This window comes from Metapseudomonas otitidis (assembly GCF_011397855.1).
Classification (GTDB): Bacteria; Pseudomonadota; Gammaproteobacteria; order Pseudomonadales; family Pseudomonadaceae; genus Metapseudomonas; species Metapseudomonas otitidis.
On record NZ_AP022642.1, the window covers coordinates 504,771 to 524,948 of the forward strand.

The following is a 20,178-nucleotide window of genomic DNA, read 5'->3' on the forward strand; positions in this document are numbered from 1 at the left end:
CAACAGGCCCGGTCAGGCCGGAGATTCCGGCGCTGGCGCCCCCGGTGGAAACACCGGTGGGCGCTTGCCGCGATGGCTTCCGACCAGCCCCCCAAACCCCGTGCGACAGCCGCACCGCAGGAGATCAGCGATGTTCAGCAAGCAAGACCGAATTCAGGGCTACGACGACGAACTGTTCAGCGCGATGCAGGAAGAAGCGCACCGACAGGAAGACCACATCGAGCTGATCGCCTCCGAGAACTACACCAGCCAGCGGGTGATGGAAGCCCAGGGCAGCGGCCTGACCAACAAGTACGCCGAAGGCTACCCGGGCAAGCGCTACTACGGCGGTTGCGAATTCGTCGACAAGGTGGAGCAGCTGGCCATCGACCGCGCCAAGCAGCTGTTCGGCGCCGACTACGCCAACGTCCAGCCGCACTCCGGCTCCTCCGCCAACAGCGCCGTCTACCTGGCCCTGCTCAACGCCGGCGACACCCTGCTGGGCATGAGCCTGGCCCACGGCGGCCACCTCACCCACGGCGCCAAGGTGTCCTCCTCCGGCAAGCTGTATAACGCCGTGCAGTACGGCCTGGACCCGGCCACCGGCCTGATCGACTACGACGAAGTCGAGCGCCTGGCCGTGGAGCACAAGCCGAAGATGATCGTCGCCGGCTTCTCCGCCTACTCCAAGACCCTCGACTTCCCGCGCTTCCGCGCCATCGCCGACAAGGTCGGGGCGTTGTTGTTCGTCGACATGGCCCACGTCGCCGGCCTGGTGGCCGCCGGCCTGTACCCGAACCCGCTGCCCTACGCCGACGTGGTCACCACCACCACCCACAAGACCCTGCGCGGCCCGCGCGGTGGCCTGATCCTCGCGCGCAAGAACGAAGAGATCGAGAAGAAGCTGAACTCCGCCGTGTTCCCCGGCGCCCAGGGCGGCCCGCTGATGCACGTCATCGCCGCCAAGGCCGTGTGCTTCAAGGAAGCGCTGGAACCCGGCTTCAAGACCTACCAGGCCCAGGTCATCAAGAACGCCCAGGCCATGGCCAAGGTGTTCATCGAGCGTGGCTACGACGTGGTCTCCGGCGGCACCGACAACCACCTGTTCCTGGTCAGCCTGATCAAGCAGGGCCTGACCGGCAAGGACGCCGACGCCGCCCTCGGTCGCGCCGGCATCACCGTGAACAAGAACGCCGTGCCCAACGACCCGCAGTCGCCCTTCGTCACCTCCGGCGTGCGTATCGGCACCCCGGCCATCACCACCCGTGGCTTCAAGGAAGCCCAGTCCACCGAACTCGCCGGCTGGATCTGCGACATCCTCGACCACCTCGGCGACGCCGACGTGGAAGCCCAGGTGGCCCGGCAGGTGGCAGCGCTCTGCGCCGACTTCCCCGTCTACCGCTGATCCAGGAGTCCGAGCATGCAACGTTATTCCGGCTTCGGCCTGTTCAAGCACTCCCTGAGCCACCACGAGAACTGGCAGCGCATGTGGCGCAACCCCACGCCCAAGCCGGTCTATGACGTGATCGTGGTCGGCGGCGGTGGCCATGGCCTGGCCACGGCCTACTACCTGGCCAAGGAGTTCGGCGTGAAGAACGTCGCGGTGGTGGAGAAGGGCTGGCTGGGCGGCGGCAACACCGCGCGCAACACCACCATCGTCCGCTCCAACTACCTGTGGGACGAGGCGGCGCACCTCTACGAGCACGCCATGAAGCTGTGGGAAGGCCTGTCCCAGGACCTGAACTACAACGTGATGTTCTCCCAGCGTGGCGTCTACAACCTCTGCCACACCCTGCAGGACATGCGTGACGCCGAGCGCCGCGTCAGTGCCAACCGCCTCAACGGCGTGGACGGCGAACTGCTCAACGCCCGCCAGGTGGCCGAGGAGATTCCCTACCTGGACTGCAGCAAGAACACCCGCTACCCGATCCTCGGCTCCACCGTGCAGCGCCGGGGCGGCGTGGCCCGCCACGACGCCGTGGCCTGGGGCTTCGCCCGCGCCGCCGACGCCCTGGGCGTCGACCTGCTGCAGAACACCGAGGTGATCGGCTTCCGCAAGCAGGACGGCGCGGTCATCGGGGTCGAGACCAACCGCGGCTTCATCGGCGCCAAGCGCGTCGGCGTGGTCACCGCCGGCAACTCCGGGCACATGGCCAAGCTCGCCGGCTTCCGCCTGCCGCTGGAATCCCACCCGCTGCAGGCCCTGGTGTCCGAGCCGATCAAGCCGATCATCCACAGCGTGATCATGTCCAACGCCGTGCACGGCTACATCAGCCAGTCCGACAAGGGCGACCTGGTCATCGGCGCCGGCATCGACGGCTACAACGGCTACGGCCAGCGCGGCTCCTACCCGACCATCGAACACACCCTGCAGGCCATCGTCGAGATGTTCCCGGTGCTGTCGCGCGTGCGCATGAACCGCCAGTGGGGCGGCATCGTCGACACCACCCCCGACGCCTGCCCGATCATCGCCAAGACACCGGTGAAGAACCTGTTCTTCAACTGCGGCTGGGGCACCGGCGGCTTCAAGGCCACCCCCGGCTCGGGCAACGTCTTCGCCGCCAGCCTGGCCGCCGGCGAGATGCACCCGCTGGCCAAGCCCTTCTCCATCGAACGTTTCCACAACGGCGCACTGATCGACGAGCACGGCGCCGCTGCCGTGGCTCACTAAGGAGACCCGCCATGCTGCACATCTTCTGTCCCCATTGCGGCGAGCTGCGCTCCGAAGAGGAATTCCACGCCAAGGGCCAGGCGCACATCCCGCGCCCGCTGGACCCGGGCGCCTGCACCGACGAGGAGTGGGGCGACTACATGTTCTTCCGCGACAACCCCCGTGGCCTGCACCACGAGCTGTGGGTGCACGCGGCCGGATGCCGTCGCTACTTCAATGTCACCCGCCACACCGTGACCTACGAAATCCTCGAAACCTACAAGATCGGTGAGAAGCCCAGCATCACCGAAGCCACCACCGGCGAGAAGAAAGCAGCGCCTGCAGGAGTAACGGCATGAGCCAGGTCAACCGCCTTCCCAAGGGGGGCCGCGTCGAGCGTGGCCAGCCCCTGACCTTCACCTTCAACGGCCAGAACTACCAGGGCTACGCCGGCGACACCCTCGCCTCCGCCTTGCTGGCCAACGGCGTGGACGTCATCGGTCGCTCCTTCAAATACTCCCGCCCGCGCGGCATCGTCGCCGCCGGTGCCGAAGAGCCCAATGCCATCCTCCAGCTGGGCTCCACCGAACAGGCCCAGGTGCCGAACATCCGCGCCACCCAGCAGGCCCTGTACGGCGGCCTGGTGGCCAGCAGCACCAACGGCTGGCCGAGCGTCAACACCGACCTGATGGGCATCCTCGGCAAGGTCGGCGGCGGCATGATGCCGCCCGGGTTCTACTACAAGACCTTCATGTACCCGCAGAACCTGTGGCTGACCTACGAGAAGTACATCCGCAAGGCCGCCGGCCTGGGCCGCTCGCCCACCGAAGTGGACCCGGACATCTACGACCACCTCAACCAGCACTGCGACGTGCTGGTGGTCGGTGCCGGCCCCGCCGGCCTGGCTGCCGCCCTGGCGGCCGGTCGTAGCGGCGCCCGCGTGATCCTCGCCGACGAGCAGGAAGAGTTCGGCGGCAGCCTGCTGGACACCCGCGAAACCCTCGACGGCAAGCCCGCCGCCGAATGGGTCGCCAAGGCCCTGGCCGAGCTGGCCAGCCTGCCGGAGGTGACCCTGCTGCCGCGCGCCACGGTGAACGGCTACCACGACCACAACTTCCTCACCATCCACCAGCGCCTCACCGACCACCTGGGTGAAGTCGCCCCCCGTGGCCAGGCGCGCCACCGCGTCCACCGCGTGCGCGCCAAGCGCGTGGTGCTGGCCGCCGGCGCCCACGAGCGGCCGCTGGTGTATGCCAACAACGACGTCCCCGGCAACATGCTGGCCGGTGCCGTCTCCACCTACGTCAACCGCTACAGCGTGGCCCCCGGCCGCGAACTGGTGCTGTCCACCAACAACGACTACGCCTACCGCGTGGTGCTGGACTGGCTGGACGCCGGGCAGAAAGTGGTCGCCGTCGCCGACGCCCGCAGCAACCCGCGCGGCGCCTGGGTCGAGGAAGCCCGCGCCCGTGGCGTGCGCATCCTCACCGGCAGCGCCGTGGTCGAGTGCCGTGGCAGCAAGCGCGTCACCGGTGCCCGCATCTGCGCCATCGACGTCAAGGGCCACCGCGTCACCAGCCCCGGCGAAGTGGTGGATTGCGACCTGATCGTCAGCTCCGGCGGCTACAGCCCCGTGGTGCACCTGGCCTCCCACCTGGGCGGCAAGCCCACCTGGCGCGAAGACATCCTGGCCTTCGTGCCCAGCGAGGGCGGCTTCCAGAAGCGCCTGTGCGCCGGTGCCGTGAACGGCGTCTTCGGCCTCGGCGACGTCCTCGCCGACGGCTACGAGGCCGGTGCCAAGGCCGCTGCCGAAGCCGGCTTCAAGCCGGTGGAAGGCGTCGTGCCCAAGGCCGCCATCCGTCACGAGGAGCCCACCCTGGCGCTGTTCCAGGTGCCCCACGACAAGTCCACCGCCCGCGCGCCCAAGCAGTTCGTCGACCTGCAGAACGACGTCACCGCCGCCGGCATCGAACTGGCCACCCGCGAGGGCTTCGAATCGGTCGAGCACGTCAAGCGCTACACCGCGCTGGGCTTCGGCACCGACCAGGGCAAGCTGGGCAACATCAACGGCCTGGCCATCGCCGCCCGTTCGATGGGCATCAGCGTTGCCGAGATGGGCACCACCATGTTCCGCCCGAACTACACCCCGGTGACCTTCGGCGCCGTGGCCGGGCGTCACTGCGGCCACCTGTTCGATCCCAAGCGCTACACCGCCATGCACAGCTGGCACCTGGCCCAGGGCGCCGAGTTCGAGGACGTCGGCCAGTGGAAGCGCCCCTGGTATTTCCCGAAGAACGGCGAGGACCTGCACGCCGCCGTGGCCCGCGAATGCAAGGCCGTGCGCGAGAGCGTGGGCATCCTCGATGCCTCCACCCTCGGCAAGATCGACATCCAGGGCCCGGACGCCCGTGAGTTCCTCAACCGTGTCTACACCAACGCATGGACCAAGCTGGACGTGGGCAAGGCCCGCTACGGCCTGATGTGCAAGGAAGACGGCATGGTCTTCGACGACGGCGTCACCGCCTGCGTCGGCGACAACCACTTCATCATGACCACCACCACCGGCGGCGCCGCCCGCGTCATGGAGTGGCTGGAGCTGTACCACCAGACCGAGTGGCCGGAGATGAAGGTGTACTTCACCTCGGTCACCGACCACTGGGCCACCATGACCCTGTCCGGCCCCAACAGCCGCAAGCTGCTGGCCGAGGTTACCGACATCGACCTGGACAAGGACGCCTTCCCCTTCATGAGCTGGAAGGAAGGCAAGGTGGGGGGCGTGCCGGCGCGGGTGTTCCGCATCTCCTTCACCGGCGAGCTGTCCTATGAAGTGAACGTGCAGGCCGACTACGCCCTGGGCGTGTGGAAGCAGCTGATCGAGGCCGGCAAGAAGTACAACCTGACCCCCTACGGCACCGAGACCATGCACGTGCTGCGGGCCGAGAAGGGCTTCATCATCGTCGGCCAGGACACCGACGGCTCGGTCACCCCGGACGACCTGGGCATGGGCTGGTGCGTCGGCCGCAACAAGCCGTTCTCCTGGATCGGCTGGCGCGGCATGAACCGCGAGGACTGCCTGCGCGAGGGCCGCAAGCAACTGGTGGGCCTCAAGCCGCTGGACCCGAACAAGGTCCTGCCGGAAGGCGCGCAGCTGGTGTTCGATCCCAAGCAGTCCATCCCGATGAAGATGGTCGGCCACGTCACCTCCAGCTACATGAGCGCCAGCCTTGGCCATGCCTTCGCCCTGGCCGTGGTCAAGGGCGGCCTCAAGCGCATGGGCGAGCGGGTCTTCGCCCCCCTGGCCGATGGCAGCGTGATCGAAGCCGAAATCTGCAGCTCCGTGTTCTATGACCCGAAAGGGGATCGCCAGAATGTCTAACGTCAACGTCTACGAACAACGCCCGGGCAACATCCAGGGCGAGTCGCCCCTGCACCACGCCGGCCTCGACGAGCTGGCGCGCAAGGGCAAGGCCAGCGCCGGTGTCGTGCTGCGCGAGAAGAAGCTGCTGGGTCACCTGGTGATCCGTGGCGAAGCCAGCGACCCGGCCTTCGCCGGCGGCGTGCACAAGGCCCTGGGCCTGGAGCTGCCGGTGGCGCTGACCCTGGTGGCCAACGGCGACACCTCACTGCAGTGGCTGGGCCCGGACGAGTGGCTGCTGATCGTCCCCGGTGGCCAGGAGTTCGCCACCGAGCAACGCCTGCGCGAGGCGCTGGACGGCCAGCACATCGCCGTGGTCAACGTCAGCGGCGGCCAGACCCTGCTGGAATTGAGCGGGCCGAAGGTGCGCGAGCTGCTGATGAAGTCCACTTCCTACGACGTGCACCCGAGCAACTTCCCGGTGGGCAAGGCGGTGGGCACCCACTTCGCCAAGGCCACGGCGGTGATCCGCCACACCGGCGAGGACACCTGGGAACTGGTGGTGCGCCGCAGCTTCTCCGACTACCTCTGGCTCTGGCTGCAGGACGCCAGCGCCGAGTACGGGCTGGCGATCAAGGCGTGAGATGGAGGGTGGACGGCGCCGTTGCCGTCCACCGCAGGCCAGCGCAGGTGGAGGGGTGAAGCGTCCTCCCCCCTGCGCCCCCTGACAGCACAGATTACCGAGGCCCCGACATGAGCCGCACCCCCGATACCTGGATCCTCACCGCCCACTGCCCCAGCGTGCTCGGCACGGTGGACGCGGTGACCGGCTACCTGTTCGAGCAGCGCTGCTACGTCACCGAGCACCACTCGTTCGATGACCGGTTGTCCGCGCGCTTCTTCATCCGCGTCGAGTTCCGCCAGCCCGACGGCTTCGACGAGGGCGCCTTCCGTGCCGGCCTGGCCGCCCGCGTGGCGCCCTTCGACATGCAGGTGGAACTGACCCCGCCGGGTTACCGCGCCAAGGTGGTGATCATGGTCTCCAAGGCCGACCACTGCCTGCATGACCTGCTCTACCGCCAGCGCATCGGCCAACTGGCGATGGACGTGATGGCCGTGGTGTCCAACCACCCCGACCTGGAGCCGCTGGCCCGCTGGCACGGCATCCCCTACCACCACTTCCCCCTCGACCCCAACGACAAGCCCGCCCAGGAGCGGCGCGTGCTGCAGGTGATCGAAGACACCGGTGCCGAGCTGGTGGTGCTCGCCCGCTACATGCAGGTGCTGTCGCCCGAGCTGTGCCGGCGCCTGGATGGCTGGGCCATCAACATCCACCACTCCCTGCTGCCCGGCTTCAAGGGCGCCAAGCCCTACCACCAGGCCTACCAGAAGGGGGTCAAGCTGGTGGGCGCCACTGCCCACTACATCAACAACGACCTGGACGAGGGCCCGATCATCACCCAGGGCGTCGAACCGGTGGACCACGCCCACTACCCCGAGGACCTGGTGGCCAAGGGGCGTGACATCGAATGCCTGACCCTGGCCAAGGCGGTGGGCTACCACATCGAGCGCCGCGTGTTCCTCAACGCCAACCGCACCGTGGTGCTCTGAACCAGCAGGTGTGGCCCGGGCCTCGGCCCGGGTGCATGCCAGACCCCGGACGTGCGTCCGGCTACAGATTTCGGCAGCCGCCCTGCCAGTTCCACCCGGCGGCTCCGGCAACAGACACAAGCTCCAGTACAAGGCCGCGTGGCCCAGGCCGCGCCTTTGTATCCACAACAACAAAGGAGATTCATGCATGTCTGGTAATCGTGGTGTCGTTTATCTCGGAGCGGGCAAGGTCGAAGTGCAGAAGATCGACTACCCGAAGATGCAGGACCCCCGTGGCAAGAAGATCGAGCACGGCGTGATCCTGAAGGTCGTCTCCACCAACATCTGCGGCTCGGACCAGCACATGGTGCGCGGACGTACCACCGCCCAGGTCGGCCTGGTGCTCGGCCACGAAATCACCGGCGAGGTGGTGGAGAAGGGCAGCGACGTCGAGAACCTGAAGATCGGTGACCTGGTGTCCGTGCCCTTCAACGTCGCCTGCGGCCGTTGCCGCTCCTGCAAGGAGATGCACACCGGCGTCTGCCTGACCGTCAACCCGGCCCGCGCCGGCGGCGCCTACGGCTACGTCGACATGGGCGACTGGACCGGTGGCCAGGCCGAGTACGTGCTGGTGCCCTACGCCGACTTCAACCTGCTGAAGCTGCCCGAGCGCGACAAGGCGATGGAGAAGATCCGCGACCTGACCTGCCTCTCCGACATCCTGCCCACCGGCTACCACGGCGCCGTCACCGCCGGCGTCGGCCCGGGCTCCACCGTCTACGTGGCCGGTGCCGGCCCGGTGGGCCTGGCCGCTGCCGCCTCCGCCCGCCTGCTGGGCGCGGCCGTGGTCATCGTCGGTGACGTCAACCCGGTGCGCCTGGCCCACGCCAAGGCCGTCGGTTTCGAGATCGCCGACCTGTCCAAGGACACCCCGCTGCACGAGCAGATCGCCGACCTGCTGGGCGAGCCGGAAGTGGATTGCGCCGTCGACGCCGTGGGCTTCGAAGCCCGTGGCCACGGCCATGCCGGTGCCCAGCACGAGGCCCCGGCCACCGTGCTCAACTCGCTGATGCAGGTCACCCGCGTGGCCGGCAAGATCGGCATCCCCGGCCTCTACGTCACCGAAGATCCGGGCGCCGTGGACGCCGCCGCCAAGATCGGCAGCCTGAGCATCCGTTTCGGCCTCGGCTGGGCCAAGTCCCACAGCTTCCACACCGGCCAGACCCCGGTGATGAAATACAACCGCCAGCTCATGCAGGCCATCATGTGGGACCGCATCAACATCGCCGAAGTGGTGGGCGTGCAGGTCATCAGCCTGGATGACGCGCCCCGTGGCTACGGCGAGTTCGATGCCGGCGTGCCGAAGAAATTCGTCATCGACCCGCACAAGACCTTCAGCGCCGCCTGAGGCCTGAGCCGCAACCCCTGGTGCTGCGTTCTACCGGCGCAGTACCTGTCCTTCGAGGAGCCATGACGGCTCCTCTTTTTTATGGGCGGCTGACAGGAGGGCGCCCGGGCGTTCGCCCGGGGCTGTGGTCAACGCACCAGGTGCAGGAACTGCAGGTGCCGCTCGTACTGGTCGAGCATGTCGTCGATCACCTGCTGGCGGCTGTAGCCCACCAGGTCGTAGTCCTGGCTGCCCTCGGCCAGGTGCACCTCGGCGCGGTAGTAGCGGCGGTTCTGGCGGTTGCGCGCATCCAGGCCGGCGACGGCGAAGGAGGGCGTGAAGTAGCCGCGCATCACCACCCGGTAGAGGAACGGGTGTTCCTCGCCATGGCCCACCTCCAGGCTCAGGCTGGCGCCGGCCGGGTCCATGTGGGTTTCCACCGTCAGGCCACGGGTGCGGAACTGCTCGGCGAGGGCCTCCATGGCCGGTCGCACCTGTTCTTCCATGAAGCGGTACACCTCGTCCCGCGAGGGGAAATGCACCGCCTGGGCCAGGCGCTGGCGCCAGCCGCTGCGGCGCCGGGGCGAGCGCTGGTCCACCGGCGAGGGCGCATGCAGGCGGGCGCGCTGGCGCTGGGACTCCAGGTAGAAGGCCTTGTGCAGCCCCCACATCATCAGCAGCAGGATCAGCGAGAAGGGCAGGGAGGTGAGCACCACCGCCGACTTCAGCGCGTCGATGCTGCCGGCGAACAGCAGGCCGATGGTGATCAGCGCGGTCAGTGCGCCCCAGAACACCCGCAGCCAGCGCGGGCCGTCCTCGTCCACCGCGCCGCCCCGGGAGGAGAGGGTGGAGAGCACCACGGTGCCCGAGTCGGCGGAGGTGACGAAGAACACGAAGCTGATGAACACCGTCACGGCGATCACCGCGCGGCTCCAGGGGTAGCTTTCCAGCAGGTGGTAGATGGCCATGGACGGTTCGTTCACCGCCACCGTGGCCAGGTCGCTGGCGCCGCTGAAGGCCTGCTCCAGGGCGCTGTTGCCGAAGATCGACATCCACGCCAGGGTGAAGCCCAGGGGAATGAACAGCACGCCGAAGACGAACTCGCGGATCGTCCGGCCGCGGGAAATCCGCGCGATGAACAGCCCGACGAAGGGCGCCCAGGCGATCCACCAGGCCCAGTAGAACACCGTCCAGTCGCCCAGCCAGCGGGTGCCGCCGTCGTAGGCGTAGAGGTCGAAGCTCTTGGTCGGCAGCGCGCCCAGGTAGTCGCCCAGGTTCTGCACCAGCATGTTCAGCAGGTGCTGGGTGGGCCCGGCGAAGAGCACGAACAGCAGCAGTGAGCAGGCCAGTAGCATGTTGACGTCGGACATCACCCGCACGCCCTTCTCCACGCCGCTGACGGCGACGATCACGGCGGCGCCCATCATCAGCACGATCAGCGCCACCTGCACCCACTGGTCGTGGGGGATGCCGAACAGGTAGTCCAGGCCGGCATTGAGGTGTAGCACGCCGAAGCCCATGTCGGCGCCCAGGCCGAACACCGTGGCGATGATGCCGAAGGCGTCCACGGTGTAGCCGATGGGGCCGTTGATGCGCTTGCCGATCAGCGGGTACAGCGCCGAACGCAGCGCCAGCGGCAGGTTGTGGCGGTAGGCGAAGTAGGCCAGGGCCATGGCCACCAGGGCGAACACGCCCCAGCCGTGCAGGCCCCAGTGCAGGAACAGCAGCTGCATGGCCTGGCGCGCGGCTTCGCTGCCACCGGCCTCGCCCTTGGGCGGTTGGGCGAAGTGGGTCAGCGGCTCCGACACGCAGAAGAAGAACAGGGTGATGCTGATGCCGGCGGCGAACAGCATGCCGGCCCAGGACAGGTAGCTGAACTCGGGCTCGTCGTGGTCGGCACCGAGCTTGATCCGGCCATAGCCGGACAGCGCGGTGACCACCACGAAGACCAGGTACAGCGTCATCGCCAGCAGGTAGTACCAGCCGACGCTGCCGGAGGCCCAGGCCTGGGCGCGGGCGAGCCATTCACCGGCCTGTTCGGCGAACAGGGTGGCGGCCAGGCCGAAGATGAGGACGAAGGCCGCCGAGCCGATCAGCACCGGGGCGTTCATGCGCAGGGACGGGGTGGAAGCTTGGGTCGAGGTGTTCACAGGGTTCCCCCTGCGTGGGTGGTCGAGGGTGTCGGCAAGCGGCATCTCCTTTAACGCGGATTCGGGCATTCGGGTGAGAGTGCGGGAGCGGGGATGGGGTTCCTTTTAAATTGATCGGGCGTTCAATATAAACACGCTAAAGCGCGTCAACGCCAATGGCGGCGCGCTCTACAGCCATTTCAGACAAGGCTTCAGGCCGGGTGGTACGGGGGCTGCGACGCTTCGTCGGAAAGCGCAGCGGGGCGGGCCGGGCGGACGCCCGGCCGCGAGGGTCAGCCGTGCAGCTCGCTGCGCAACTGGTGGATGCGGGCGTCCTTCTCGGACCACAGGCGGCTCACCCAGTCCTGCAGGTATTGGCGGAAGGCCGGGTCGTTCTCGTAGTCGCCCTGCCAGAGGGACGGGTCGAGGTCGCGGGTCTGGATGTCGACGATCACCCACGGCACCTGGCCCGACACCAGGGCCCAGAAGCCCGGCACCTGCTGGCCGGGGTAGATCAGCGTGACGTCGAGGATCGCATCCAGCTGCTCACCCAGGGCCGCCAGCACGAAGGCCACGCCGCCCGCCTTGGGCTTGAGCAGGTAGCGGTAGGGGGAGCCCTGCTGGGCCTGCTTGGCGGGGGTGAAGCGGGTGCCTTCCAGGTAGTTCACCACGGTGACCGGCAGGCGCTTGAACTTCTCGCAGGCAGCCTTGGTGATCTCCAGGTCCTTGCCCTTCATCTCCGGGTGCTTCGCCAGGAAGGCCTTGGAGTAGCGCTTCATGAAGGGGTAGTCCAGCGCCCAGAACGCCAGGCCGATGAAGGGCACCCAGATCAGCTCCTGCTTGAGGAAGAACTTGAAGTAGGGCGCCTTGCGGTTGAAGGCCTGCACCAGCGCGGGGATGTCCACCCAGGACTGGTGGTTGGACACCACCAGGTAGGAGGTGTCGTTGCGCAGGCCGTCGCCGCCACGGATGTCCCAGCGGGTGGGGGTGAGCAGGGCGAAGATGCGCTTGCAGTTCTCCGCCCAGGCCTCGGCGATGCCCATCACCGCGCGGGAGCAGGCGTCCTTGAGGGCCTGGCCGGGGAGCACCAGCTTGAGCAGGGCGATCAGCAGCATCGGGCCGATCAGGGCCAGGGTGTTGATCAGCACGAGGAGGATGGTGGTGATACCGGTCAGCAGCGCCCTCATGGGTCCATGGCTCCTTGGCCTGTGGGTGGCGTTGCCATGATACGCAGGCGTGAACGGCTGCCAAGACACTCATCCCCTTCCTCAGATAAAGTCAGGCGAAACGGCTGTTCCGGCCACTGGCCATCAGGCATCATCGCCCTCGTTCCTGGTTTCTCGTGTGTTTCCATCGGTGCCCATCGTGTTGAAGAAGATCGCTGTGTCGGACCTGCGTCCGGGCATGTACGTTCAGGAACTCTGCGGCTCATGGATGGACCACCCCTTCTGGAAGAGCAGCTTTCTGCTGAAGTCCCAGAAGGATCTGGCGCGCATTCTCGACAGCGCCGTCACCGAAGTCTGGATCGACACCTCCAAGGGCCTCGACCTCGCCCCGGACCAGGCTGCTGCCCAGGTTACGGCCGAGCAGGCCAACGAAGAGGCCGACGCCCAGCTGCTGGCCGCCAACCACCCCGACAACGCCGCCGCGCGCCCCGTCAGCCTGGAAGACGAGGTGGCCCGGGCCGTGGCGCTGTGCGAGCGCTCCCGCGCCGCCGTCATGGCCATGTTCAAGGACGCCCGGCTCGGCCAGGTGGTGGAGCTGAGTCAGGCCGATGGGCTGGTGGAGGAAATCTCCGCCTCGGTGCTGCGCCACCCCAACGCCCTCATCAGCCTCGCGCGGCTGAAGAACTCCGACGAATACACCTACATGCACTCGGTGGCCGTCTGCGCCCTGATGATCGCCCTGGCCCGCCAGCTCGGTCTGCCCGAGCCCCAGGTGCGCGAGGCCGGGCTCGCCGGGCTGCTCCACGACATCGGCAAGATGGCCGTGCCCAACGCCGTGCTGAACAAGCCCGGCAAGCTCACCGACAGCGAGTTCGCCACCATGCGCGGCCACCCCATGGCCGGCGCGCGCATCCTGCTGGAGAGCCACCAGGTCAGCGCGCTGGTGCTGGACGTGTGCCTGCACCACCACGAGAAGTTCGACGGCAGCGGCTACCCCCATCACCTGGCCGGCGAACAGATCAGCCTGCTGGCGCGGATGGGCGCGGTGTGCGACGTGTACGACGCCATCACCTCCGACCGCCCCTACAAGAAGGGCTGGGACCCGGCCGAATCCCTGCACAAGATGGCCGAGTGGACGAAGGGTCACTTCGACCCCAAGGTCTTCCAGGCCTTCGTCAAATGCGTCGGCATCTACCCCACCGGCTCCCTGGTGCGCCTGGAGAGCGGGCGCCTCGGCGTGGTGCTGGAGCAGGGCAGCGGCTCCCTGCTGATGCCCAAAGTGCGGGTGTTCTTCTCCGCCCGCTCCAAGGTGCCGATCCCCCAGGAGGTGATCGACCTCGCCACCATGCAGGGCCGCGACCGCATCGTCGCCCGCGAATCCCCCGAGGACTGGGGCTTCCGCAACCTCGAGGAACTCTGGGGCGGGGTGCGCCTGAAGAAGGTGGGCGGGTAGACTGCGCGGCACCGCCGAACCAAAGGCCCGTCGTGCCGGTCCCAGAACCTGCCGGCGCACGTGCCCCGTCGACAGAACCGCCCACCGCGCCCCACGCCGAGGAGACCGACTTGAAACCCTTGCTCGCCCTGCTGACCCTGCTCGCCCTGCCGGTATTCGCCGCCGAGGAGCCTGACCTCTACGGCCGCTACGAATACATCCGCCTGCCCGAAATCGGCCAGACCCTCAAGGCCAAGATGGACACCGGCGCCCTCACCGCCTCCCTCTCGGCCAAGGACATCGAGCGCTTCAAGCGTGACGGCGAGGAGTGGGTGCGCTTCCGCCTGGCCACCAAGGACGCCGACGACACCCTCTACGAACACCGCCTGGCGCGCATCAGCAAGATCAAGACCCGCGCCGAGGAAGCCGGCGATGAAGAGGACGACGAGCGCGAGAAGGCCGACCCGTCCAAGCGCCCGGTCATCGAACTGGAAATGTGCCTGGGCGATACCAAACGCACCGTCGAGGTCAACCTCACCGACCGCAGCAGCTTCAACTACCCGCTGCTGATCGGCGCCAAGGCGCTGCGCGAATTCCGCGCCGCCATCTACCCCGGCCGCAAGTACACCGCCGGCAAGCCGCAGTGCTGAACCGTCGGCCCGGGTGGGATTGACGCCGCCCGGGCCCGACGGCACCCTGCCGGCTTTCCCGCCGCCTCGCACGGACGCCATGCCCAGCATCCTCATCGTCGAAGACGAAGCCGCCATTGCCGACACCCTCGTCTACGCCCTGCAATCCGAAGGCTTCACCGTCACCTGGCTCAGCCTGGCGGGCGAGGCCCTGGAGCGCCTGGCCCACGAGCCCTTCGACCTGGTCATCCTCGACGTCGGCCTGCCCGACATCAGCGGCTTCGAGGCCTGCCGCCGGCTGCGGCGCTTCTCCGAAGTGCCGGTGATCTTCCTCACCGCCCGCGATGCCGAGATCGACCGCGTGGTGGGCCTGGAGATCGGCGCCGACGACTACGTGGTCAAGCCCTTCAGCCCCCGCGAAGTGGCCGCCCGGGTTCGCGCCATCCTCAAACGCATGGCCCCGCGCGAGCCGGCCCCGGCCGCCCCCGCAGCTCCTGCTGGTGACGGCCCCTTCCAGGTGGACCTGGAGCGCTTCCGCATCCACTACCACGGCCAGTTGCTGGCCCTGACCCGCCACGAATTCCGCCTGCTGCAGCACCTGCTCGGCCAGCCGGAGCGGGTGTTCAGCCGCGAGCAACTGCTCGACGCCCTCGGCGTGGCCAGCGACGCCGGCTACGAGCGCAGCATCGACAGCCACATCAAGAGCCTGCGCGCCAAGCTGCGCCAGGTCGCCGATGCCGAGCCGATCCAGACCCACCGCGGGCTCGGCTACAGCTACGACCCCCGCGCCTGAGCCCGCCCGCGCCCCGAGGACCTGCCATGCCACTGGGCATCCGAATCTTCCTGGTCTACTTCCTCTTCGTCGGCCTGGCTGGCTACTTCGTGCTCAGCACCGTCATGGACGAGATCCGCCCCGGTGTGCGCCAGTCCACCGAGGAAACCCTGGTGGACACCGCCAACCTGCTGGCCGAGATCCTCCGCGACCCGGTGCGCGACGGCACCCTCACCCAGAGCAACCTGCCCGAGCTGCTCAAGGCCTACGGCAAGCGCCAGCCCGGCGCCGAGATCTGGGGCGTGCGCAAGACCGAGGTCAACCACCGCATCTACGTCACCGACGGCACCGGCCGCGTGCTGCTGGACTCCACCGGCCAGGCCGTGGGCCAGGACTACTCCGGCTGGAACGATGTCCTGCTGACCCTGCGCGGCCAGTACGGGGCCCGCTCCACCCGCGAAGACCCGGCCGACCCCGACTCCTCGGTGATGTACGTGGCGGCGCCGATCCGCGCCGACGGGAAGATCATCGGCGTGGTCTCGGTGGCCAAGCCCAACCGCTCGCTGCAGCCCTACATCTACCGCTCCCAGGTGCGCCTGGCCTGGCTCGGCGCCGGCCTCATCGTCCTCGGGCTGCTGATCGGCGGCCTGCTCTCCTGGTGGCTCAGCGGCTCCCTGCGGCGCCTGACCCGCTACGCCCAGGCCGTCAGCGAAGGGCAACGGGCCGAACTGCCCAGCCTCAGCGGCGGCGAACTGACCCAGCTGGCCCGTGCCGTGGAGCGCATGCGCACCGAGCTGGAGGGCAAGGCCTACGTCGAGCGCTACGTGCACACCCTGACCCATGAACTGAAGAGCCCCCTCGCGGCCATCCGGGGTGCCGCCGAACTGCTGGAGGGCGACATGCCCGCCGAGCAGCGGCAGCGCTTCGTCGCCAACATCGCCGGCGAGGGCGCGCGCCTGCAGCAACTCATCGAACGCCTGCTGTACCTGGCCCAGGTCGAGCAGCGCCAGGGCCTGGAAGAGCGCGTCAGCGTGCCAGTGGCGCCGATGGTGGATGAGCTGGTGCAGGCCCAGGCGGCGCGCATCGAATCGGCCGGCCTGCGCGTCGAAGACGCCATCGGCGACGACGTGGAGGTGAAGGGGGAGCGCTTCCTGCTGCGCCAGGCCCTGGCCAACCTGCTGGACAACGCCCTGGACTTCACGCCGCCCGGCGGCCTCATCCGCTTCGCTGCCGAGCGCGAGGGCAGCCACTGGACGCTGTGCCTGTTCAACCAGGGCGACGCCATCCCCGACTACGCCCTGGCCCGCCTCACCGAGCGCTTCTACTCCCTGCCGCGCCCCGGCAGCGGGCGCAAGAGCACCGGCCTCGGCCTCAACTTCGTGCAGGAAGTGGCCAACCTGCACGGCGGCGCCCTGCGGGTGGAAAACCGCGACGGCGGCGTCGAAGTCCGCCTGCGGCTGCCCGCTGTCTGAACGTCCTCGCACCATTTCGGTGCGAATGCCCGGCCCCGCTCGGTGGGTCGATGGAGCGCGACCCACCCTACGACCGCGCGTAGGGGGTGGCGCTTTCCCATCCACCGACGGAGCTGGGGCGTAGCCCGGGCTTCAGCCCGGGAGGGGAGGTTTCTACTGGGACGCCGCTGGGCTCTTCGCGTACTTCGCCAGCACGCCCTGCCAGAACGCCGGGAAGCCCTCGCTGAAGCGGGTGAACGCAGCTTTTTCGGCACGGTTCCTCGACTCGGCCACGGCGTCTTCGGTGGACCAGGTGCTGGCACGCTGTTCCTCCTGGGCGGTGGCCTCGGTCGAGCCGTAGATGTAGCCGCTGCGCACATCCACCAGGATGCCGGCCACGGTACTGGTGACATGGGCCTGGTGATTGGGCAGGAAACCCAGCGACACCGCCGTCAGCGGGCCCAGCGGGGTGCTGTCGACATAGAACTGGGTGTCCACCGTGTAGACCAGCAGCAGGTCCGAACGCATGTGGGCGGCCGGGAGGCGCAGGTCCTTGAGGCTCTTCATGTCATTGGGCACCAGCAAGCGGCTCAGGGGCGCGGCCTGGCTGATCAGGGGTTGTCCGGCGATGCGCGCCAGGTCCGCGTCGGACTCGATGTCGCGGGTCTGCACCACCTCGAATCCGTCCCGGTAGAGGCTGGCCACGCGGACGATGCTCAGTTGGGCCGGGAAGGGGCTGGCAGGTTTCTTGCTGAACAGTTCCTCGATGTCGGCGTCATCGATGCCGGCCAGGGAAACGCCGTGGTCGGGCGTGACGAAGCTTTTGCTGGAGCAACCGCCGAGCATGAGCAGCGACAGGGCGGCGAGGGCGAAGAGGGTCTTGCGAGGGGGCATGGAATCTCCATTTCCGAACGGCCGGGAGGGCCGACTGGCGGCGATTCTGCCGCCCTTTGCGGGCGCCCACAATTGACTATTCTCAGTTCGCCGCCGTGATGGAACGCGGTGCACACGACCACGAGAAAACCGGGAGCAGCCGATGAAGACCGTTGCCGAAATACTGCGGGGCAAAGCCCACACGACGATCTACCGCGTGGACCCCACCACCACCGTGCTGGAAGCGGCCGAGCTGATGGCCGAGAAGGGCATCGGCGCCGTGCTGGTGATGGAGCGCGACGAACTGGTGGGCATCGTCACCGAGCGCGACTACGTGCGCCGGGTGGCCGCCAAGGACCGCTCCTCCTACGGCACCGAGGTGCAGGAGATCATGACCTCCAACCTCTACGTGGTCGGCCCGAAGGACAGCAACCAGTTCTGCATGCAGCTGATGACCGAGAAGAACCTGCGCCACCTGCCGGTGCTGGATGAAGGCAAGGTGATCGGCCTGCTGTCGATCCGCGACCTGGTGCGCGACATCACTGCCGAGCAGGAAAGCCTGATCCAGCACCTGGAGCAGTACATCCGCGGGTCGTGCTGACCGCCCTGCTCCCGTAGGGTGGGCTTCAGCCCACCGTCAGCCCAGCGCTTCGCTCAGGGTGATCGGCCGGCGGGATCGCGCAGCGATCCCGGCTCTTCACCCAATTCCCACACAAACTCCACATTCCCCCCATAGCCCCGCCCCAGGCGCGCTCCAGACTTTCCCCATCGAACACATGAGGAGAGTCCGAGATGACCCGAACCCTGGGCTTCAAGCTGGGCGCCATCGCCCTGCTGATCCTGCTGCTGCTGATCCCGCTGCTGATGATCGACGGCTTGATCGACGAGCGTCAGATGGCCCGCGACAGCGTGCAGGCCAACATCGCGCAGAGTTCCAGCTACGCCCAGCAGGTGACCGGCCCGCTGTTGGTGGTGCCGTTCCGCCGTACCGTGCGCGAGTGGAAGACCCACGAGAAGACCGGCCAGCGCTACCTGGACGAGCGCGAGCAGCGCGGCCGGCTGTTCTTCCTGCCCGAGCGCTTCCACCTGCAGGGCGACGTCGACACCCAGTTGCTGACCCGTGGTATCTACCAGGCCCGGCTGTACAAGAGCGACAGCCGCATCAGCGGTGAATTCGCCGTGCCGGCGCATTTCGGCATCGAGGAAGGGCTGGAGGATTACCAGTTCGAGACCCCGTTCCTGGCGGTGGGCATCAGCGACATCCGTGGCATCAACAACGCCCTCAAGCTGGAACTGAACGGCCGCAGCCTGGACTTCCAGCCCGGCAGCGGCGACCCGATCCTGGCCAGCGGCGTGCATGTACCACTGCCCCACCTGGCCAGCGGCGAGGCCCAGACCCTCAACTACGGCTTCACCCTCAACCTGCAGGGCACCGAATCGCTGCACATCACCCCGGTGGGGCGTGACAGCCAGGTGGAGCTGAAGTCGCCCTGGCCGCACCCCAGCTTCGTCGGCGAGTTCCTCCCCGCCGAGCGCGAGGTGCGCGAGGACGGTTTCACCGCCCGCTGGCAGACCAGCTTCTTCGCCACCGACCTGCAGCAGGCCCTGGCCGACTGCGCCTATGAGGACCGCTGCCAGGCCTTCAACAGCCGGGTGTTCGGGGTCAGCTTCGTCGACCCGGTGGACCAGTACCTGAAGAGCGACCGCGCCATCAAGTACGCCCTGCTGTTCATCTGCCTGACCTTCGCCGGCTTCTTCCTGGTGGAAGTGCTCAAGCGCATCAACGTCCACCCCGTGCAGTACGGCCTGGTGGGCCTGGCCCTGGCGTTCTTCTACCTGCTGCTGCTGTCGCTCTCCGAGCACCTGGCGTTCGGCCTGGCCTATGCGCTGTCCGCCTCGGCCTGCGTGCTGCTGGTGGGCATCTACGTCAGCAGCGTGCTGCACAGCTGGGTGCGCGGTGGCGGCTTCACCGCCGGCCTCGCCGCGCTGTACGGGATGCTCTACGGCCTGCTCAGCGCCGAGGACTACGCCCTGCTGATGGGCTCGCTGCTGGTGTTCGGCCTGCTGGCCTGCGTGATGGTGCTGACCCGCAAGCTCGACTGGTACGCCGTTGGCCGCCCCGCCGCCCCGTTCCAAGCCCAAGCCCCAGCCCAGGCTTGAGCCCAGGCAGATCCCCAACTCCCGGCGCGGCACCCCGCCGCGCCGCCTACTGAAGGAAGACCCACCATGCGCGCACTGTTCCAGTTCTCCGCCTGCTTCGCCCTCGGGCTGGTGATCTCGGTGTTCATCCTCGGCGGCCTGATGTTCGCCAACGGCTTCGGCGTCATCGAGATCTGGCTGCTGACCGGCAAGCCCCTGGCCAGCCTGGCCCTCACCGTCATCCCGGACGGCTTCTGGCACGCCCTCACCGGCGTGATGGAGGCCCGCACCAACCCCACCGTCAACTCCTTCCTGCAGATGTGCGCCGCGCTGGCCCAGGTCGCGCTGGTGCTGGGCTACGGGCTGTTCCGCTTCTGGTACCGCCGCGATGACGACGAAGAGGAGGCCTGCGATGGGACCGCTCACTGAGGAACGCCGGCAGGCCCGGCTGCTCGCCGCACGCATCGCCCTGCATTTCCCCGGCTACCAGGTGGCCCCGGAAGGCGTGACCGGGGTGCGGCAGCCGGCCCGGCGGCAAGGGGGCGAGCCGCAGCCCCAGCCGGGCAGGTGAAGGTGCGATGTGTCGGGATTGTAGGGAATCGGTATCAGATGGCTATCAATATCAA

18 protein-coding genes are annotated in these 20,178 nt (G+C 68.0%); 15 read left to right on the plus strand and 3 right to left on the minus strand.

The features are described 5' to 3' along the window. Positions 1-130: 130 nt before the first annotated feature. The 7 genes from glyA to fdhA all read left to right on the plus strand — a co-directional run bounded on the left by glyA (position 131) and on the right by fdhA (position 8,982). Entirely contained in the window at positions 131-1,384 is a 1,254-nt protein-coding gene (gene glyA / locus PotMrB4_RS02415) for a serine hydroxymethyltransferase (protein WP_172432405.1), read from the plus strand. Between the two features lie 15 nt (positions 1,385-1,399). Next, the gene (locus PotMrB4_RS02420) at positions 1,400-2,650 is read left to right on the plus strand and encodes a sarcosine oxidase subunit beta family protein (protein ID WP_044409143.1); all 1,251 of its coding nucleotides are present in this window, start codon (positions 1,400-1,402) and stop codon (positions 2,648-2,650) included. 11 nt (positions 2,651-2,661) lie between these two features. Then, a complete protein-coding gene (locus tag PotMrB4_RS02425; RefSeq protein WP_044409140.1) occupies positions 2,662-2,988 on the plus strand; it encodes a sarcosine oxidase subunit delta in 327 nt (108 codons plus the stop codon). Beyond that, positions 2,985-6,005: a sarcosine oxidase subunit alpha gene (locus PotMrB4_RS02430; RefSeq protein ID WP_172432406.1), complete on the plus strand. Its 3,021-nt coding sequence runs from the start codon at positions 2,985-2,987 to the stop codon at positions 6,003-6,005. Before PotMrB4_RS02425 ends, PotMrB4_RS02430 begins: the two co-directional genes overlap by 4 nt. Further along, positions 5,998-6,627 carry a sarcosine oxidase subunit gamma gene (locus tag PotMrB4_RS02435; RefSeq protein WP_044409134.1) on the plus strand — a complete coding sequence of 210 codons (630 nt, stop codon included), beginning with the start codon at positions 5,998-6,000 and terminating at the stop codon, positions 6,625-6,627. Before PotMrB4_RS02430 ends, PotMrB4_RS02435 begins: the two co-directional genes overlap by 8 nt. Positions 6,628-6,737: 110 nt before the next feature. Continuing rightward, positions 6,738-7,595, plus strand: coding sequence for a formyltetrahydrofolate deformylase (purU, locus tag PotMrB4_RS02440; RefSeq protein ID WP_172432407.1), 858 nt, complete (start codon positions 6,738-6,740; stop codon positions 7,593-7,595). Between the two features lie 187 nt (positions 7,596-7,782). Beyond that, on the plus strand, positions 7,783-8,982 hold the full coding sequence (gene fdhA / locus PotMrB4_RS02445; RefSeq protein WP_172432408.1) for a formaldehyde dehydrogenase, glutathione-independent: 1,200 nt from the start codon (positions 7,783-7,785) through the stop codon (positions 8,980-8,982). Between the two features lie 128 nt (positions 8,983-9,110). On the opposite strand, the gene betT is transcribed toward fdhA, so the two are convergent. Together betT and PotMrB4_RS02455 are read right to left on the minus strand one after the other, a co-directional pair. Further along, entirely contained in the window at positions 9,111-11,072 is a 1,962-nt protein-coding gene (gene betT / locus PotMrB4_RS02450; RefSeq protein ID WP_222119543.1) for a choline BCCT transporter BetT, read from the minus strand. Between the two features lie 311 nt (positions 11,073-11,383). Continuing rightward, positions 11,384-12,277, minus strand: coding sequence for an acyltransferase (locus tag PotMrB4_RS02455; RefSeq protein ID WP_172432409.1), 894 nt, complete (start codon positions 12,275-12,277; stop codon positions 11,384-11,386). Positions 12,278-12,494: 217 nt separating this feature from the next. On the opposite strand from PotMrB4_RS02455, the gene PotMrB4_RS02460 reads away from it, so the two are divergent. From PotMrB4_RS02460 to creC, 4 genes are all read left to right on the plus strand, one after another. Then, on the plus strand, positions 12,495-13,709 hold the full coding sequence (locus tag PotMrB4_RS02460; RefSeq protein WP_373323503.1) for an HD-GYP domain-containing protein: 1,215 nt from the start codon (positions 12,495-12,497) through the stop codon (positions 13,707-13,709). A 110-nt stretch (positions 13,710-13,819) separates the two neighbouring features. Further along, positions 13,820-14,338: a retropepsin-like aspartic peptidase RloA2 gene (gene rloA2 / locus PotMrB4_RS02465; protein ID WP_074967329.1), complete on the plus strand. Its 519-nt coding sequence runs from the start codon at positions 13,820-13,822 to the stop codon at positions 14,336-14,338. A gap of 79 nt (positions 14,339-14,417) precedes the next feature. After that, positions 14,418-15,110 (plus strand): two-component system response regulator CreB, encoded by a 693-nt coding sequence (gene creB / locus PotMrB4_RS02470; protein ID WP_044409119.1) that lies wholly within the window; start codon positions 14,418-14,420, stop codon positions 15,108-15,110. 26 nt (positions 15,111-15,136) lie between these two features. Beyond that, a complete protein-coding gene (creC, locus tag PotMrB4_RS02475; RefSeq protein ID WP_172432410.1) occupies positions 15,137-16,561 on the plus strand; it encodes a two-component system sensor histidine kinase CreC in 1,425 nt (474 codons plus the stop codon). 153 nt (positions 16,562-16,714) lie between these two features. On the opposite strand, the gene PotMrB4_RS02480 is transcribed toward creC, so the two are convergent. Then, on the minus strand, positions 16,715-17,434 hold the full coding sequence (locus PotMrB4_RS02480; RefSeq protein ID WP_044409113.1) for a hypothetical protein: 720 nt from the start codon (positions 17,432-17,434) through the stop codon (positions 16,715-16,717). A gap of 142 nt (positions 17,435-17,576) precedes the next feature. Between PotMrB4_RS02480 and PotMrB4_RS02485 the strand changes: the two genes are divergently transcribed. The 4 genes from PotMrB4_RS02485 (at position 17,577) to PotMrB4_RS02500 (ending at position 20,123) form a co-directional block, all read left to right on the plus strand. Continuing rightward, positions 17,577-18,014 (plus strand): CBS domain-containing protein, encoded by a 438-nt coding sequence (locus PotMrB4_RS02485; protein WP_044409110.1) that lies wholly within the window; start codon positions 17,577-17,579, stop codon positions 18,012-18,014. A 191-nt stretch (positions 18,015-18,205) separates the two neighbouring features. Then, positions 18,206-19,573 (plus strand): cell envelope integrity protein CreD, encoded by a 1,368-nt coding sequence (creD, locus tag PotMrB4_RS02490; RefSeq protein ID WP_172432411.1) that lies wholly within the window; start codon positions 18,206-18,208, stop codon positions 19,571-19,573. A 66-nt stretch (positions 19,574-19,639) separates the two neighbouring features. Next, positions 19,640-19,981, plus strand: coding sequence for a hypothetical protein (locus PotMrB4_RS02495; protein WP_044409104.1), 342 nt, complete (start codon positions 19,640-19,642; stop codon positions 19,979-19,981). Next, the gene (locus PotMrB4_RS02500; RefSeq protein WP_160158613.1) at positions 19,965-20,123 is read left to right on the plus strand and encodes a hypothetical protein; all 159 of its coding nucleotides are present in this window, start codon (positions 19,965-19,967) and stop codon (positions 20,121-20,123) included. Before PotMrB4_RS02495 ends, PotMrB4_RS02500 begins: the two co-directional genes overlap by 17 nt. Positions 20,124-20,178: the final 55 nt, after the last annotated feature.

Coding starts and splice junctions, on each gene's coding strand:
- glyA (WP_172432405.1), top strand. CDS start 131: ATGTTCAGCAAGCAAGACCGAATTCAGGGCTACGACGACGAACTGTTC.
- fdhA (WP_172432408.1), top strand. CDS start 7,783: ATGTCTGGTAATCGTGGTGTCGTTTATCTCGGAGCGGGCAAGGTCGAA.
- creD (WP_172432411.1), top strand. CDS start 18,206: ATGACCCGAACCCTGGGCTTCAAGCTGGGCGCCATCGCCCTGCTGATC.
- betT (WP_222119543.1), bottom strand. CDS start 11,072: ATGAACGCCCCGGTGCTGATCGGCTCGGCGGCCTTCGTCCTCATCTTC.
- PotMrB4_RS02435 (WP_044409134.1), top strand. CDS start 5,998: ATGTCTAACGTCAACGTCTACGAACAACGCCCGGGCAACATCCAGGGC.
- PotMrB4_RS02485 (WP_044409110.1), top strand. CDS start 17,577: ATGAAGACCGTTGCCGAAATACTGCGGGGCAAAGCCCACACGACGATC.
- PotMrB4_RS02455 (WP_172432409.1), bottom strand. CDS start 12,277: ATGAGGGCGCTGCTGACCGGTATCACCACCATCCTCCTCGTGCTGATC.
- PotMrB4_RS02495 (WP_044409104.1), top strand. CDS start 19,640: ATGCGCGCACTGTTCCAGTTCTCCGCCTGCTTCGCCCTCGGGCTGGTG.
- creB (WP_044409119.1), top strand. CDS start 14,418: ATGCCCAGCATCCTCATCGTCGAAGACGAAGCCGCCATTGCCGACACC.
- PotMrB4_RS02480 (WP_044409113.1), bottom strand. CDS start 17,434: ATGCCCCCTCGCAAGACCCTCTTCGCCCTCGCCGCCCTGTCGCTGCTC.
- creC (WP_172432410.1), top strand. CDS start 15,137: ATGCCACTGGGCATCCGAATCTTCCTGGTCTACTTCCTCTTCGTCGGC.
- PotMrB4_RS02420 (WP_044409143.1), top strand. CDS start 1,400: ATGCAACGTTATTCCGGCTTCGGCCTGTTCAAGCACTCCCTGAGCCAC.
- PotMrB4_RS02460 (WP_373323503.1), top strand. CDS start 12,495: ATGTACGTTCAGGAACTCTGCGGCTCATGGATGGACCACCCCTTCTGG.
- purU (WP_172432407.1), top strand. CDS start 6,738: ATGAGCCGCACCCCCGATACCTGGATCCTCACCGCCCACTGCCCCAGC.
- PotMrB4_RS02430 (WP_172432406.1), top strand. CDS start 2,985: ATGAGCCAGGTCAACCGCCTTCCCAAGGGGGGCCGCGTCGAGCGTGGC.
- PotMrB4_RS02500 (WP_160158613.1), top strand. CDS start 19,965: ATGGGACCGCTCACTGAGGAACGCCGGCAGGCCCGGCTGCTCGCCGCA.
- PotMrB4_RS02425 (WP_044409140.1), top strand. CDS start 2,662: ATGCTGCACATCTTCTGTCCCCATTGCGGCGAGCTGCGCTCCGAAGAG.